This window comes from Pelotomaculum sp. FP (assembly GCF_004369245.1).
Classification (GTDB): domain Bacteria; phylum Bacillota; class Desulfotomaculia; order Desulfotomaculales; family Pelotomaculaceae; genus Pelotomaculum_C; species Pelotomaculum_C schinkii.
Genome location: NZ_QFGB01000080.1, coordinates 1 through 15,279, shown reverse-complemented (window position 1 = coordinate 15,279; position 15,279 = coordinate 1). Strand labels below are relative to the sequence as shown.

The window sequence follows — 15,279 nt, the reverse complement described above, 5'->3', positions numbered from 1 at the left end:
TGAGCGATATTAATGAATCCGCCGCTAATATATCTAAAATAATCAAGGCAATTGATGAGATTGCCTTCCAGACCAATATCCTGGCCTTAAACGCGGCGGTAGAGGCGGCCCGCGCCGGCAAGCACGGTAAAGGCTTTACCGTTGTGGCCGAGGAAGTGAGGAACCTGGCCCAGCGTAGCGCCAAGGCGGCCAAGGAGACTGCCGAGATGATCGAAGGCTCGATTCAAAAGACCGAAGTAGGCGCCAAAATTGCTGAGGAGACCTCCAAGGCACTGGAAGAGATCGTGCTGGGCACGGCCAAGGTAACCGACCTGATCGGTGAAATAGCCTCCGCCTCCAAAGAGCAGGCTGTAGGCATCGGGCAAATCAACGAGGGCTTGAACCAGGTAGACCAGGTTACGCAGCAGAACTCGGCCGGCTCGGAAGAACTGGCGGCGGCTAGTCAAGAGATGTCCAGCCAGGCAGCAATGGTCAAACAGATGCTGGGCAAGTTTAAACTGAGAAAACAGGGCTTTACCGGCACTCCGGCAGTTATAGCCACCACAAAGCCGCATACTGCGCAATCGCGTCCTGTTCAAAAAAAAATCTCGGACAATAAGAATAAACCCGTTAATATGAGTGCCCTGGAGATAGCCGCAGCAAAGGATACCGGGTTAAAGCCGCAAGACATTATTTCTTTAAACGATGCGGAATTCGGCAATTTCTAAAATGGTAGTTTGTTGACGAACAGGGCATCCTGGTTGAGGTACAAGCGACCGGGGTTGATATTACCGGTCGCAAAAACCGCCAGCCGTTCCAAAAACACGTTTCTGGCCAATATGAGCCACGAGATCCGTACTCTCATGAATGGGACCATCAGCCATAACCGAATTATTGCTTAGGGTATATAACAACTATCCAGAAATCCGGCGAAATATTGCAAATGCTTTCAGTTCCTGATAGCGAAATAATTTCGGATGATGCGAGCCTAGCAGTTAAAGCAAGATACCATGAAAAAGCGTCTCATCACAGTACTCTGGCGGCGCCCTTGTAAATCAGGCCCCTGTGCCCGTCTATGGTTACCAGTTCACCGTCAGGCAGTACCGAGGTAGCTTGTTCAACATTTACCACCACCGGTATGCCGAACTCGAGGCAGACAATGGCAGCGTGGGAAGTCAGGCCTCCCGCTTCAGTAACCACCGCGGCGGCCTTTTTCATGGCCGGTATGTATTCGCTGTCTGTTGCTTTGGCCACCAGGACATCGCCCTGTTTAACCTTATCGACAGCCTCTCTAGAATCACCCGCAACCCTCACTACGCCGGTTACCGCATCACGGCCGATGCCCACACCCCTTGCCAGAATATCCGCCACGGTATGAACGCGCAGCAAATTGGTGGTGCCCTGTACTCTTGCGGGAACACCTGCAGTAAAAATAATCAAATCTCCCCCCTTAATCAACCCGGCCTGCAGGGAAGCCTCAACGGCTTCCGCCATCATTTCATCCGTGCTTTCCTTGGAAGCCGCTAAAAGAGGTTTGATCCCCCAGGTCAGGGCAAGTTTTCTCATCACCGCGGCATGCGGCGTTACCGCAATAACAGGGGCCTTAGGCCGGTATTTGGCAACCATTTTGGCAGTGTGCCCCGACTCGGTGGCGGTGATAATGGCGGCGGCGCCGAGATCCTGGGCGCTGGCGCAAGTAGCGTAACTGATGGCGTCTGTTACGGTACGGTGAGGTATGGCGCCCCTTTTCTTTGCCAGCATACCTTCATAATGCAATGCCGCTTCAGCCCGTTCAGCGATACGGGCCATAGTTTCTACCGCCTCCAGCGGGTATTTGCCGGCAGCGGTTTCTCCTGAAAGCATCACCGCGTCCGTCCCGTCAAAAATAGCGTTGGCCACATCGCTGGCCTCTGCCCGGGTGGGACGGGGGTTGTTGATCATCGAGTCGAGCATTTGGGTTGCCGTAACCACCGGTTTACCAAGCAGGTTGCATCTCTCGATAATATCTTTTTGCACCAGGGGTACTTCTTCCACCGGAATCTCCACACCCAGGTCTCCCCTGGCTACCATGATCCCGTTTGAAACTCTGATAATTTCATCCAGGTTGTTAACCGCCTGCCTGCTTTCTATTTTGGAAATGATGTCCAGGTTGGCGCCGGCCTCTTCCAGTACCTGGCGGATGGCCAGGACATCAGAAGCTTTCCTGATAAAAGAGGCGGCGATAAAGTCAAAACCCTGCTCAACACCGAAGGTGATGTCCTGAACATCTTTTTCGGTGACAGCAGGAAGATTCACCTCCACGCCGGGCAGGTTAATGCCCTTCTGGCTGGCCAATTTCCCTCCGTTGATAACCCTGCATAATATTTCTGTGGGTGTGGTGGACAAAACTTTGAGCTCGATCAAACCGTCCGCGATCAGGATAGCGTCGCCCTCTTTAACGTCACCGGGCAACCCGGGGTAGGTCACGGGTATGCGTTCCCGGTCCCCTTTGATCTGCTCGGTGGTCAGAGTCACGGTGGCATTCTCTTCGAGGATAACCGGTTCTTCCTTAAAATAGCCCAGGCGGATTTCCGGCCCCTTGGTATCGAGCATAATCGCCACATTTACGCCGGCCTCTTCGGCTGCCTGGCGCACCGCTGCAGCGCGCCTGCCGTGCTCCTCATGGGTACCGTGGGAGAAATTCAAGCGGGCCACATTCATCCCGGCCAGGAGAAGTTTCTTGATCATGGCCACATCATCGGTGGCAGGACCAATGGTGCAAACTATTTTTGACCGCCGCAAACTATCTCCTCCTTAAATCGAAAGGACGCCGGCTAAATCATACAGCGCCAGGTCTACAGGCCTGGACTCGTTTAGCGCCTCGTCAATATCTACTCCAACGACTTGACCGGCTTTGACGCCGGCCATCTTTCTTGTCTCCCCGGCCATCAAGAGCTCCACCGACTTGGCGCCCAGACGGCTGGCCAGGAGCCGGTCTGCTGCGGACGGCGACCCTCCCCGCTGGAGGTGTCCCAGGATTGTTACTTTGGTGTCAAAACCAGTACGTTCCTTGATGCGCTGCCCGACCTCCATGCCGCCTGACGCCCCCTCCGCAACCACAATAATGCTGTGTGCTTTGCCGCGGCGAAAGCCGCGCAGGAGACGCTGGCAGATGTCCTCATAGTCAAAGGGCTGCTCCGGGATCAGGATGGATTCGGCGCCTCCGGCCAGGCCGGAGGCGAGAGCAATAGAACCGTTCCGTCTGCCCATGACTTCGATAATAAAGGTGCGCTCGTGTGAAGTAGCCGTATCCCTGATTTTATCAATAGCTTCCAATACAGTATTGATTGCCGTATCAAAACCGATGGTCTGCTCCGTACCGGGAATGTCGTTGTCAATGGTGCCGGGCACTCCGACGACCGGAAGGCCGAATTCCCGGCTAAAAACACTGGCGCCGCGAAAAGACCCGTCGCCGCCGATTACCACCAGGCCCTGGACACCGAACCTTTTGACATTTTCATAAGCCTTGGCGCGCCCTTCAGGGGTAAGAAACTGTTCCGAACGGGCGGTGTGCAGGATCGTCCCTCCCCGGTGGATAATATCAGCCACCGAACTGAGGTTCATAGGACCCATGTCCCCTTCTATAAAACCGTTAAAACCGCGATTGATACCGATAACTTCCATACCGTGATAAATTGCCTTGCGTACAACAGCCCTGATACAGGCATTCATACCCGGCGAATCCCCGCCGCTGGTTAATAAGGCAATCCGCTGCAACTGTTTTAGCCTCCTGAGGTGTTATCGTTATCCGTAACTTTTCAGTGAACCCGGCGGTGGAAGCATAGGTTTACTGAATATATACCGTTATCCTGCGGGCTCAACACTGGTTTTTGATTAAAAAGTCCCTGCAAGGTTACCTATCGCCCGAAATTTTTTATACCTGGCTTCTACAAGTATGTCCGGGTCTATACCAAGCAATTCATTCAGATTTGCGGCCAGCGCTTTGCCTAAGAGCTCAGCCGAGGCTTCAGGTTCTCTGTGGGCGCCTCCCAGCGGCTCGGGTACAATTTGGTCGGCCACACCAAGAGCAAGGAGGTCCTGGGCGGTAACTTTCATCGTCTCGGCAGCTTCGCGGTTGCGGCTGGAATCCTTCCACAGAATGCTGGCGTAACCCTCTGGTGTTATAACCGAATAGACGGCGTGCTCCTGCATCAAGATACGATCGCCAACACCAAAAGCGAGGGCGCCGCCGCTGCCTCCTTCGCCAATCACCACCGAGATAATGGGGACCCTGAGAGCTGCCATGGTGAGAATGCTTTTAGCGATAGCCTCGGACTGCCCCCGCTCCTCCGCGCCCATGCCGGGGTAAGCGCCGGGGGTGTCAATAAATGTTATTACAGGGCGCTTGAACTTTTCAGCCTGCTTCATCAGGCGTATGGCCTTGCGATACCCCTCGGGATGAGCCATACCGAAGTTCCTGGCCAGATTTTCTTTGGTGTCCTTTCCCTTGAGATGGCTGATTACGGTGACCGAATATCCGTTAAACCGGCCGATACCCCCTGCCACCGAGGGATCATCCCTGAAGCAGCGGTCGCCGTGCAGTTCCATAAAGTCAGTAAACAAATTGTTAATGTAATAATACGCATTGGGCCGCTCGGGATGCCTGGCAATGAGGACTTTTTGCCAGGAGTTGAGGTTTCCGTATATAGACACTCTGACCTCCCTGGCCCGGTTTTCAAGGATTGTTATCTCGTTAGTAAGATCGATACCTTTTTCCCTGGAGAACTTTCTAAGCTCATCAATTTTTGCTTCCAATTCCTGGATGGGTCTTTCAAATTCAAGAGTAGCCGACATTAACTTACTTCTCCCCCCGCAGGTGTAATTCCAATATTTTGGCCAATGTCGATTTCAGCTCCGTCCTGGCCACGATCATATCAACAAAGCCATGGCTTTTTAGAAATTCCGCCCGCTGAAATCCTTCCGGCAGTTTCTGCCGTATAGTCTGTTCGATGACACGCTGGCCGGCAAAGCCGATCAGAGCTCCCGGTTCGGCGATGATAATATCACCCAGGGCGGCAAAGCTGGCGCTGACCCCGCCGGTAGTGGGATCGGTTAATACTGAAATATAGAGTTGACCGGCTTTTTCCAATTTATCCAGAGCGGCTACCGTCTTGGCCATCTGCATCAGGGATAGTATACCTTCCTGCATGCGGGCGCCCCCGGAAGCTGAAAAAATGATCAACGGCTTCTGTCCTTCGGCTGCCGCCTCTATAGCCCTGGCTATTTTCTCTCCTGCCACGGTGCCCATACTGGCCATCATGTAATTGGAGTCCATGACGACAATCACGACCTGAAAGCCCTGCAGGCCGCCTTCCCCCGTTACCACCGCCTCATTCAGCCCGCTCTTTTTGCGCGCCGCCTGCAACTTCTCTTCGTATTCAGCAGACTTAAACGGGTTAACCGGCAGCATATCGGTATCCATTTCTTTAAAGGTCCCTTCATCCAGCGTCATCGCTATCCGCTCGTAAGCCGACGCCCTGAAATGAAACCCGCATTTCTGGCAGACCTTGCAATTTTTGTCCAGTTCCTTGCTGAAGATAATTTCATTGCAGCGGCTGCATTTCACCCATATACCTTCAGGGATATCACGGCTGACGGGTTCGGGCTGCACCGCTATGTATTTCTGCTTGCGAAAAAACTCTAAAACCATAAAAACACTCCTTATAACAACTTTAAAACAAATTAAATAGTATTGATAGTTTCCAGCGCCTCATCCACTTCTGACTCCGGAACTAATATTTCCACTGAACATGCATCGTTGGCTTGCGGCAGGCCGATTGTCCTTAGTTTCACTAAAAAGCCCTCAGTCGATAAAAGATTCCTCATCTTTTCGGCTTCTTTCAGACTAGGTGCAATATATACCACCGTCCACACAAGAATGCCTCCTCTTCCAGTTTTGCCGTCTCGCAAATAATCTTTCTACCCGTTTGGACGGTAATCCTCTTTTTCACTAAAATAAGTATATCCAGAGCTTTTGCCCTGGATACCAGTGCCATTTTTCATTAAAAAAATAGGACACACCTCGTCTCAGAAGAATATCCCCAATCAGAAGTGTCCAGTTGGATAATAATACTCTATACCGGCAGTTTAATCGTCTGTTTTGAGACTGCCGTGTTTGGTCAGCAGTTCCACCCTTCCCCTTATTTTGATTGCTGAGGTATGTTCGGTAAACTGGGCGATCATGATTTCCCCTTTATCCAGCTTTTCGGAATGGTGAAACTTGGTGTCCCTGCCCCGGGTCAAACCTATGATGGTGACCCCATTTTCCAGCGCCTTAATCACCACATACTCGCCGGTAATTTCCCACATTTCCTGCAACATCGATCACCCCTTGTGATTGCCTTCATTTAACAAACCCATCTTATGACAAATCCATATTAACACAGGGCAACACCTTTTACAAGCAAGTGGTCAGCTCTTTGGTCCAGTCCTGCTGTTCAGATTGCTGATATGGCTGATACTGGTATGGGCGATTTTGGCAGCTGCCGCAGCGGCAATGCCTGCTATCAGATCGTCCATAAACGTGTTGACCTTATTAATTTTGTTTAAATTAAGCCTGCCGATCACTCCCACCTTCTCTTTATCCAGGTAGCCAAAACTGGTGGTCCCGATGGTGCCGTAGATATTCGCTATGCCCAATCCCAATACCTCATCAATACCATACAACGGGTGGTCATTTTGAATAATCTCCTGGAGAGGAGAGGGCAGCAGGTTGGCTTCCGCAAGGTTATCCAGAGCCATACCGGTAAGCACGGCAAACTGGACTTCTCTTTTCTCCAAAACCCCGGTTAAGACCTCAACACAGTATTCCAGAGTAAGACCGGGTACAAACCCTATCTGCAATTCGTAAACAATTTGGGCGATCTCATGCAGGTAGACCCCTCTCTCCATCAACAGGGCCGCCAATTCCTTGCTCATTGATAGACCTCCCTTTATATACTTTATTCATTACTATGCCGGGAGGGCAGTAGTATACTACAAACCGCTTATATAGACTCCCTTCTAATGGGCAATGTGCGAATAATCGCTCCCACGAGAGTAGTTTCACACGCCGCTATCGCGGCGCCACGCGTCATGAAAATACCAGGTGCGATTTCAATCGCAGGCGGCGCGCCAGCGCCGAACTTGTGTCGCTAATTTAACTTTTGTGCGAATGAATTCGCACATTTTTAAAACGCCCTGTAGGCTGGACTTATTTTAGAGGTCAACCCTGGTTAAAGCTCTAGAATACTAAAGAATTTTGCGGTGGATGTTCCGGGCTTCTTGCGTGGAGTATGCGCCTGCTCCAGTCCGGCCTGAGGAACGGCCGGTTCATCAAGAGTTGTACCAGTTCGGGTTGTTTCTACAGGCCTTTCTTTTATTTTTTCTGAAGATGAACCTTCTTCATCAACAATCCTTTTTACTTTAACACTGGCGTGACCCAGCATTTCTTCCAGCCTGGCCACCACCGGGCTCGATAGATCAACCTGAAACTCTTCGCCGGCCTTAATCACTTTCTTTTCCTGTACAAAATGAAGGAATACCGGCGCATCCCCCTGAAAACTGGAAAGCACCATTTTAACGTGATCCAACAGCTGGGACTGCAGGCTGTCGATTTTTAAGTGCAGCTCCCCACCCAGATGGGAATCAAGAGTTGAAATCTCATCTGCTATAATCTTTTTTTCCTCACTATTTTCTTTAGCCCTGCCTTTGATCAGGACCACTTCATCAACCCTGATGGCCAGGATGTTCTTCTGGTAGGGACGAGGATAAACTACAACCTCAACCGAACCAGTAAGGTCTTCCACAGTTAAAATAGCCATAGCGTCCCCTTTACGGGTACTGACTTTTTTGACTCCGGAAATCAACCCTCCCAGCACTACATCACTGTCATCAGGCAGTTCGGCTAATTCCGTAGTGGTAACTGTGGCCAACTTGTTTAAGACCCCCCGGTATGCCGCAAGTGGATGCCCGCTGACATAAAAGCCCAGGGTTTCTTTTTCCATGGCGAGTATTTCTTCCGTGGGGAATTCCGCCACTTCCGGCAGGGTCAGGGATACGGTCTCGCTTTCGTCCATAAGATCCAGGAGGGACATCTGCCCGTTAGCCCGATCCCGCTGTGACTGCTGTGCCAGACTCAAGCCTGAGTCAACAGCACCCATCAGTTGAGCCCGCCGGTCGCCCAACGAGTCAAAAGAGCCGCATTTAATGAGACTTTCCAATACCCGCCTGTTGACTACTCTAGTGTCCATCCGCCGGCAAAAATCAGCGAAGCTAGGGAACTGCCCTCCCTCGCGCCTGGCCTGGATAATCGCTTCAACTGCTCCCATACCAACATTTTTCACGGCTGCCAGGCCAAAGCGAATTTTCGGCCCGGCTACCGTAAAGCTCTCCCCGCTCTCGTTTACATCCGGCGGCAGGACCTCTATGCCCATACGCCGGCATTCTTCAATATAGAAAGCCATCTTGTCGGCATTATCTTTAACCGAAGTTAACAGCGCAGCCATAAACTCTACCGGGTAATTTGCTTTGAGATAGGCAGTCTGATATGTAACCAGGCCATAAGCTGCCGAGTGGGATTTGTTAAAACCATAACCCGCGAACTTCTCCATCAGGTCAAAGATTTCACCGGCAATACTCTCGTTTACACCGTTTTTACCGGAGCCTTCGACAAATTGTGAACGCAGGCCCGCGATAATTTCAGGTTTTTTCTTACCCATAGCACGCCGCAGCATGTCGGCTTCAGCCAGGCTGAACCCGGCCAGGTCGCTGGATATGCGCATAACCTGCTCCTGGTAGAGAATGACCCCGTAGGTGTCCTTTAAGATGGGCTCCAGCTTAGGATGCAGGTATTTGGTCTTAGTAATGCCTTGCTTGTTTTTGATAAAATCCGTAACCATGCCGCTTTGCAGAGGGCCGGGCCGGTACAGCGCTATCAGGGGTACAATATCCGCAAACACACTTGGCTTCAAATCCCGGAGGATGGCTTTCATACCGCTGCTTTCCACCTGAAATACCCCTGTGGTCTCGCTCCTGCACAGCAAATCATAGGCGGCCCGGTCGTCAATGGGGATTTCCCCAATATCCAGCTCTGTCCCGGTGTTTTCAGCGATCATGCGGACTGCGTCACTGATTACCGTCAACGTCCGCAAGCCCAAAAGGTCCATCTTTAAAAGGCCCAGTTCTTCCACCGTACCCATGGGAAACTGGGTCGTCACCGGACCGTCGCTGGCTTTATAAAGGGGCAGGTAGTGGGTCAGCGGGTCTTTCGTAATTACTACACCGGCGGCATGAATGGAAGCGTGCCGGGGCATTCCCTCCAGAGCTATCGCAGTGTCGATCAGTCTTTTGATATCCGCCTTCTGGTCATACAGTTCTTTTAATTCAGGGGTAGTACTTAATGCTTTTTCAATAGTAATGTGAAGTTCCATGGGGACCATCTTGGCTACCCGGTCCACTTCACCGTAAGGCATGTCCATAGCTCTGCCGACGTCCTTAATAGCGGCCCGCGCCGCCATGGTACCAAAAGTTGCAATCTGGGCCACATGGTCGGCCCCATATTTTTGGACCAGGTAGTCAATTACCTCTCCTCTGCGCTCGTAACAGATGTCAGTGTCAATATCAGGCATGGAAACCCGCTCGGGGTTTAAAAAACGCTCAAAGAGCAAATCGTATTTTAAAGGGTCGAGGTTGGTAATGGTCAAGCTGTACGCCACCAGGCTGCCGGCTGCGGAACCACGGCCGGGACCCACAGGAATGCCCTGCTGCCGCGCAAAATTGATAAAGTCCCACACAATAAGGAAATAGGCTGAATAACCCATCTTCTTGATGACACCCAGTTCGTAGGACAGCCTGTTTTTTACTTCCTCACTTAGTTCATCACCGTATCTCCGGTGGGCGCCCTGGTAGCAGAGTTCTTCCAGGTAGGTATCGGCCGTATAGCCCTCGGGCACCGCAAAATACGGCAGATAGTACTGGCTGAAATCCATCTCCACCTGGCAGCGTTCGGCAATTTGCAGCGTGTTATGCAGAGCCTGCCGCTGTTCTCCAAATAAGAGGCTCATCTCATCTTCGCTCTTTAGATAGAGCTCTGAAGACTGAAATTTCATCCGGCTGGGGTCGTCCACGCTTTTTCCGGTTTGAATTGCTAAAAGCACATCCTGGCTGGCCGCATCCTCCCGCCGGACATAATGGACATCGTTGGTAGCCACCAGCGGTATGCCGGTTTCTTCGTGAATTTTTACAAGTTCCCGGTTGGCCGTGCGCTGTTCCGGAAAACCATGGTCCTGCAGTTCCAGGAAAAAATTATCCGGCCCGAAAATATCCCTGTATGCAACGGCTGCCTGCCTGGCTTTTTCCAGCTCTCCAGCTAAGACCCGGGAGGCGACTTCTCCCCCGATGCAGCCGCTTAAGGCTATCAAGCCTTTGCTGTACCTTGCCAGCGCTTCTTTATCGACCCTAGGTTTGTAGTAAAAACCTCTGGTAAAGCCCAGGGAGACAAGCTCCAATAAATTCCGGTAACCCTCCTCATTCTCCGCCAACAGGACCAGGTGGTACGGGTGGTCGTCGACCCTTGGCGTACGGTCGTCCATGGTACGGGGCGCCACATAGACCTCACAGCCCAGGACCGGCTTAATCCCGGCGTTCTTGCAGGCCTTGTAAAATTCCACAACGCCGTACATGGCCCCGTGATCGGTGATGGCCAGGGCGGGCATCCCCATCTCTTTGGCGCTGGCGACCGCTTTTTTGATGCGGGCCGCTCCGTCTAAAAGGCTGTATTCTGAATGCAAATGCAAATGGACAAACAAGTTATAACGCTCCTATCTAAATCAAATCGGCCCATTTCCCCCCGGTGATTATCTCCAACTGCCGCATGGTGACCGGGAGGGCTGAATTTGGCGTTCCCGCCGCTGCGTAAACCACTCCAAAGCGCTGCATGGTACTTTCCAAAAATATGGGGAGGCTTTCAGGTAAAGCCAGCGGACAGACCCCGCCAACTGGATAACCGGTAACCTCCAGGACCGTTCCCGGGTCAGCCATGCGGACCTTTACCGCTGCAAGGAGCCTTTTTAACTTACCGCTATTTATTTTCCGGTCCCCGCTGGCCACAACAAGTACGGGTTGGCCGTCGGCTAAAAACACCAGTGTCTTGGCGATCTGACCGACTTCAACTCCAAGAGCCGCGGCGGCCAGTTCACAAGTACTGGTATCTTCCTTCAGTTCGATAATTTTTAAGCCCAGATTATACTGGTCCAGATAGGACTGCACCTTCTCAAGGACATTCATGCAAAACACCTCTTCCACACTCCGTTATATCAGCCCGCGGAAACCCTGCTGCCGCAACGCCTCAAAGAGAACAATGGCCACTGAGTTGGCCAGGTTCAGAGACCGGGCCTCCTCGACCATGGGTATGCGAATTTGATTTTCTGGAGCAGAATTTAAAATCTCAGGGGACAGCCCGCGGGTCTCTTTGCCAAATACCAGGAAGGAATCCGGCTGGTACGTAACTTGGCAGTAACTTCTTGGCGCTTTGGTAGTTACCAGATAAAAACAACTACCCTGGTGATTTTCCACCACTTCCTGAAAACTGTCATAATAAAGGACTTCGACCAAATGCCAGTAGTCCAGGCCAGCCCTTTTTAAATATTTATCAGCCGTTGAAAAGCCCAGGGGGCGTACCAGGTGCAGCGAAGAACCGGTGGCGGCGCAGGTCCGCGCAATATTTCCCGTGTTGGCCGGTATCTCAGGTTCAACCAGGACGATATTCAAGTTTTAAGTCCTCCCGTAGAATAGTAGCGGCAAAGTTCTCTCAGGCCGCAATCACCGCAGGCCGGCTTTCTGGCCCGGCAGGTTGTCCGGCCGTGGGCAAGAAACAGGTGATGGGCCGCCATCCGCTGCCTGGACGGGATCAATTTGGACAGGTCGTCTTCCACCCGGCCGGGTTCCTTTGCTTCGGAGAGTCCCAAACGCCTGGCCACACGGAACACATGGGTGTCGACCGGCAGGGAGTCGCCGCCAAAGGCCAGCCCCAGCACCACTCCGGCCGTTTTCCTGCCCACTCCCGGCAACGCTTCCAGCTCTGTCCTGGTTTCCGGTACCTTGCCGCCGTGCCGGGCAAGAATCTGCCGCGAAGCTTCAATTATGTACCTGCTTTTATTGTGATACAACCCACAGCCTTTAATCTCTTCAGCCAGTTCCTCCGGCGCCAGGGCAGCAAAATCACCAGGCGTGTGATACTTCGAAAAAAGAGATCCGGTTATCCGGTTAACCTGCTGATCTGTGCTCTGTGCAGACAACATTACCGCTACCAGCAGTTCAAAGGGCGTGCTGAATTTTAGGGCCGTACCGGCTCCAGGATAGGCCATTTCTAATATGGATAATATTTTAGCAGCTTTTTCCACACCAGCAAATGTATTCTTGATTACCACGTTTTTTATAAGCCACCTTTTGACACCGCAGGTTTATTATTTCAAGAAAATTCATCTTAATCAAGTTGATTTTCGCTGCAACCCGGTCCTATCCCTTCTGAGGTTTTATGCTTAGTGAATTACTTCATTTTTTCTAAGCGCTTGATTTTTTAAGTAAATAAACATTTTTAGTCTGGGCAATAATAAAAAAAGTATTTGTGATAGATAAATTTCACCGGTTTAATATGTGTTAATATTTTACCTTCGAAGGGAGGATCTGATCACCGTGAATATTTTTCTCTGGTTGATTTTAGCATTCATTATGGTTTTTGCGGTAGGCGTTTTTTTATGGCCGTCACTGCGCAGGCGGACGGCCAAAAAAATTGGAGCTGAAACCCTCCCCCCCCCTCAATTCGTGGAAGAGATAGCTGAAGAGTTCAGCCTGCCCGTGCCGGCCGCTCCTGAACATCAGGCACAGCATTTGCCGGAACCCCAACTGCCGCACAGTTACGGGGTTGACCGCCTGGTTTTGATGGCCCGGGACCCCCACTGGCTTTATGCCTACTGGGAAATCACCGCCACCAAGCAGGATGAATTCACCAGAACCTACGGACCCGAAGCCTGGTCCTCCACCCATCCTGTTTTAAGGGTTTACGATGTAACCGGTGTTGACTTTAACGGGAATAACGCCAAAGGATTCATGGATATTCACCTTGATGATGAAATCGATAACTGGCATATTGAGGTAAAGGAGCCGGACCGTTCCTTCTGTATCGACCTGGGACGCATGTTCCAGGACGGCCGTTTTATTACCCTGCTCAGGTCCAATATAGCGACCACTCCCAGGGCCTCCCTATCCGACCGGCTGGACGAGGAGTGGATGTGGATCGAAGGCTTATATCGCACGCTTGGCAAATTTCAGTATGGTGTCAGTTCACCGATGCTCATTGAGGAACTGGCCCTGGAAGCCCGCAAACTGCCGGTGGGGATTAGTTCGCGGGGGAACTGGCATCCCGGAAGCGATCAGCAGAGCCCACACTGAAAATGCAGATGCGAATTCATTTGCCGGCGATTATTTTTATTATACAACATATGAAAGGGGTTGCTTATGGCAACAGGTTATCTATGTCTTGTACTCCATGCGCATCTGCCTTATGTAAGACACCCGGAGCATGAGAACTTTTTGGAGGAAAGATGGCTCTACGAGGCTATCACCGAAACATATATACCGCTCATCCAGGCTTTTGACCGTCTGATTGGCGACGGTATCAGTTTCAGGTTGACCATGACCCTGTCTCCTCCCTTGATTTCCATGCTTACCGACCCGCTGCTGCAGGAGCGCTATACCCGCCATCTTGCCGGCTTGATTGAGCTGGCGGACAAAGAGGAAGGACGGACCTACGGCAGTCCTTTTCATGAAGCCGCGTTAATGTACAAGAGAAGGCTACGGGAAGCCATGTATATATTTCAGGACCTTTATCACCGCAATATTGTCTCAGCTTTTAAGAAGTTCCAGGACCAGGGCCGTCTTGAAATTATCACCTGCGCCGCTACGCACGCCTACCTGCCCTTGATGCAGCTTCAGCCTGAAGCAGTGCGGGCGCAAATCAGGACGGCCGTGGATCTTCACACCCGGCACTTGGGCCGGCCGCCGCGCGGCATATGGCTGCCGGAATGCGGCTATGCCCCTGGAGTCGATGAGATTTTAAAGGAGAACGGAATTCAATTTTTCTTTACCGACTCGCATGGTGTGCTTTATGCCTCGCACAGGCCCCGCTTTGGGATATTTGCTCCAATTTACTGCCCGTCAGGGGTAGCCGCCTTCGGCCGGGATATTGAATCGTCCAAGCAGGTCTGGAGTACGCAGGAGGGTTATCCCGGTGATTATAATTACCGTGAATTTTACCGTGATATAGGCTACGACCTGGACTATGACTATATCAAACCCTACATCCATCCGGACGGGCTCCGTATCCATACGGGCTTCAAATATTATAAAATCACCGGGAAGGTGGACTTAAGCCAAAAAGAGCCCTATCATCCAAGAGCGGCGGATGAAAAAGCTGCCGAGCACGCCGGCAATTTTATGTTCAACCGGCAGCACCAAATCCGTCACCTGGCCGGCATGATGGACCGGCCGCCGATGATCGTCGCGCCCTATGACGCCGAACTCTTTGGCCACTGGTGGTTTGAAGGGCCGGCCTGGATTGAATACCTGATCCGTAAAATTGCTTTTGACCAGGATGAAATCGAGCTGCTAACGCCAAGCCAGTACCTGGAACGCTTCCCTTGCAACCAGGTGGCCGTGCCCTGCTCATCCAGCTGGGGTAACAAAGGCTACCACGAGGTCTGGCTTTCCGGCGCCAATGCATGGATTTACAGGCACCTGCACATGGCTGCCAATATGATGGTAGATATGACCAACCGCTACCCCGCTGCCGGAGGGCTGCTCAGGCGGGCCTTAAACCAGGCGGCGCGCGAGTTGATGCTGGCGCAGAGCAGCGACTGGGCCTTCATTATGAGCACCGGCACCATGGTTGAATACGCCATCAAAAGGACCAAGATCCACCTCAGCAACTTTCTCCGCCTCCAGGACGAAATCACAGGCAACCGTATTGATGAGGGCTGGCTCAGAGACCTGGAATACCGCGACAATATTTTCCCCGATGTGGACTACAGCTGGTACCGGAACGAGCCGGCCAGGTCTGTGGCAGTATAAAATAGGAGGGCAGCGCTGCCCTCCTATTTTTAGTTTGCCCGGCATGTCTGCCGCACCGATGGGTTGAAAGAAACCCTGTCACCTAACCAGCGGGAAGACAACCCGTAGGCAAGGGCGTCACTGGTAACGGTGGGGTCTGGAGGAAGCCGAAGGGGG

The 15,279-nt window shown here is 51.9% G+C and carries 15 protein-coding genes; 3 read left to right on the top strand and 12 right to left on the bottom strand.

What is annotated here, in order from left to right:
* A partial coding sequence (locus tag Psfp_RS19510; protein ID WP_243120815.1) for a methyl-accepting chemotaxis protein occupies positions 1–707 on the top strand: 707 nt, incomplete at its 5' end.
* Here the strand turns inward: Psfp_RS19510 and Psfp_RS21875 are convergent.
* From Psfp_RS21875 to nth, 12 genes are all read right to left on the bottom strand, one after another.
* Positions 704–844, bottom strand: a complete 141-nt coding sequence (locus Psfp_RS21875; protein ID WP_192895547.1) for a hypothetical protein — start codon at positions 842–844, stop codon at positions 704–706. The two genes, Psfp_RS19510 and Psfp_RS21875, sit on opposite strands and share 4 nt — an antisense overlap.
* Before the next feature lie 161 nt (positions 845–1,005).
* Positions 1,006–2,760: a pyruvate kinase gene (gene pyk, locus Psfp_RS19505; protein ID WP_134220186.1), complete on the bottom strand. Its 1,755-nt coding sequence runs from the start codon at positions 2,758–2,760 to the stop codon at positions 1,006–1,008.
* Positions 2,761–2,772: 12 nt separating this feature from the next.
* A complete protein-coding gene (pfkA, locus tag Psfp_RS19500) occupies positions 2,773–3,735 on the bottom strand; it encodes a 6-phosphofructokinase (RefSeq protein WP_134220185.1) in 963 nt (320 codons plus the stop codon).
* A 117-nt stretch (positions 3,736–3,852) separates the two neighbouring features.
* The gene (locus Psfp_RS19495) at positions 3,853–4,812 is read right to left on the bottom strand and encodes an acetyl-CoA carboxylase carboxyltransferase subunit alpha (protein ID WP_134220184.1); all 960 of its coding nucleotides are present in this window, start codon (positions 4,810–4,812) and stop codon (positions 3,853–3,855) included.
* 4 nt (positions 4,813–4,816) lie between these two features.
* On the bottom strand, positions 4,817–5,668 hold the full coding sequence (gene accD, locus Psfp_RS19490; RefSeq protein WP_134220183.1) for an acetyl-CoA carboxylase, carboxyltransferase subunit beta: 852 nt from the start codon (positions 5,666–5,668) through the stop codon (positions 4,817–4,819).
* Positions 5,669–5,700: 32 nt separating this feature from the next.
* Positions 5,701–5,892: a glutamate decarboxylase gene (locus tag Psfp_RS19485; RefSeq protein ID WP_134220182.1), complete on the bottom strand. Its 192-nt coding sequence runs from the start codon at positions 5,890–5,892 to the stop codon at positions 5,701–5,703.
* A 213-nt stretch (positions 5,893–6,105) separates the two neighbouring features.
* On the bottom strand, positions 6,106–6,336 hold the full coding sequence (gene mtrB / locus Psfp_RS19480; RefSeq protein ID WP_134220189.1) for a trp RNA-binding attenuation protein MtrB: 231 nt from the start codon (positions 6,334–6,336) through the stop codon (positions 6,106–6,108).
* Positions 6,337–6,429: 93 nt separating this feature from the next.
* Positions 6,430–6,936 carry a phosphatidylglycerophosphatase A gene (locus Psfp_RS19475; RefSeq protein WP_134220181.1) on the bottom strand — a complete coding sequence of 169 codons (507 nt, stop codon included), beginning with the start codon at positions 6,934–6,936 and terminating at the stop codon, positions 6,430–6,432.
* 296 nt (positions 6,937–7,232) lie between these two features.
* Positions 7,233–10,805: a DNA polymerase III subunit alpha gene (locus tag Psfp_RS19470; protein ID WP_134220180.1), complete on the bottom strand. Its 3,573-nt coding sequence runs from the start codon at positions 10,803–10,805 to the stop codon at positions 7,233–7,235.
* Positions 10,806–10,821: 16 nt separating this feature from the next.
* Positions 10,822–11,301, bottom strand: a complete 480-nt coding sequence (locus Psfp_RS19465) for a YbaK/EbsC family protein (protein ID WP_348981167.1) — start codon at positions 11,299–11,301, stop codon at positions 10,822–10,824.
* 6 nt (positions 11,302–11,307) lie between these two features.
* Positions 11,308–11,766 (bottom strand): tRNA (uridine(34)/cytosine(34)/5-carboxymethylaminomethyluridine(34)-2'-O)-methyltransferase TrmL, encoded by a 459-nt coding sequence (gene trmL / locus Psfp_RS19460; RefSeq protein ID WP_134220178.1) that lies wholly within the window; start codon positions 11,764–11,766, stop codon positions 11,308–11,310.
* Positions 11,763–12,425, bottom strand: a complete 663-nt coding sequence (gene nth / locus Psfp_RS19455; protein WP_348981166.1) for an endonuclease III — start codon at positions 12,423–12,425, stop codon at positions 11,763–11,765. Before nth ends, trmL begins: the two co-directional genes overlap by 4 nt.
* A 265-nt stretch (positions 12,426–12,690) precedes the next feature.
* On the opposite strand from nth, the gene Psfp_RS19450 reads away from it, so the two are divergent.
* Positions 12,691–13,446, top strand: a complete 756-nt coding sequence (locus Psfp_RS19450; protein WP_243120814.1) for a DUF4912 domain-containing protein — start codon at positions 12,691–12,693, stop codon at positions 13,444–13,446.
* A gap of 66 nt (positions 13,447–13,512) precedes the next feature.
* The gene (locus tag Psfp_RS19445; RefSeq protein ID WP_134220177.1) at positions 13,513–15,123 is read left to right on the top strand and encodes a 1,4-alpha-glucan branching protein domain-containing protein; all 1,611 of its coding nucleotides are present in this window, start codon (positions 13,513–13,515) and stop codon (positions 15,121–15,123) included.
* Positions 15,124–15,279: the final 156 nt, after the last annotated feature.

Excerpts from the sequence above, each read along its gene's own strand:
- Psfp_RS21875 (WP_192895547.1), bottom strand. The coding sequence starts at position 844 with ATGAGAGTACGGATCTCGTGGCTCATATTGGCCAGAAACGTGTTTTTG.
- Psfp_RS19495 (WP_134220184.1), bottom strand. The coding sequence starts at position 4,812 with ATGTCGGCTACTCTTGAATTTGAAAGACCCATCCAGGAATTGGAAGCA.
- accD (WP_134220183.1), bottom strand. The coding sequence starts at position 5,668 with ATGGTTTTAGAGTTTTTTCGCAAGCAGAAATACATAGCGGTGCAGCCC.
- Psfp_RS19475 (WP_134220181.1), bottom strand. The coding sequence starts at position 6,936 with ATGAGCAAGGAATTGGCGGCCCTGTTGATGGAGAGAGGGGTCTACCTG.
- Psfp_RS19445 (WP_134220177.1), top strand. The coding sequence starts at position 13,513 with ATGGCAACAGGTTATCTATGTCTTGTACTCCATGCGCATCTGCCTTAT.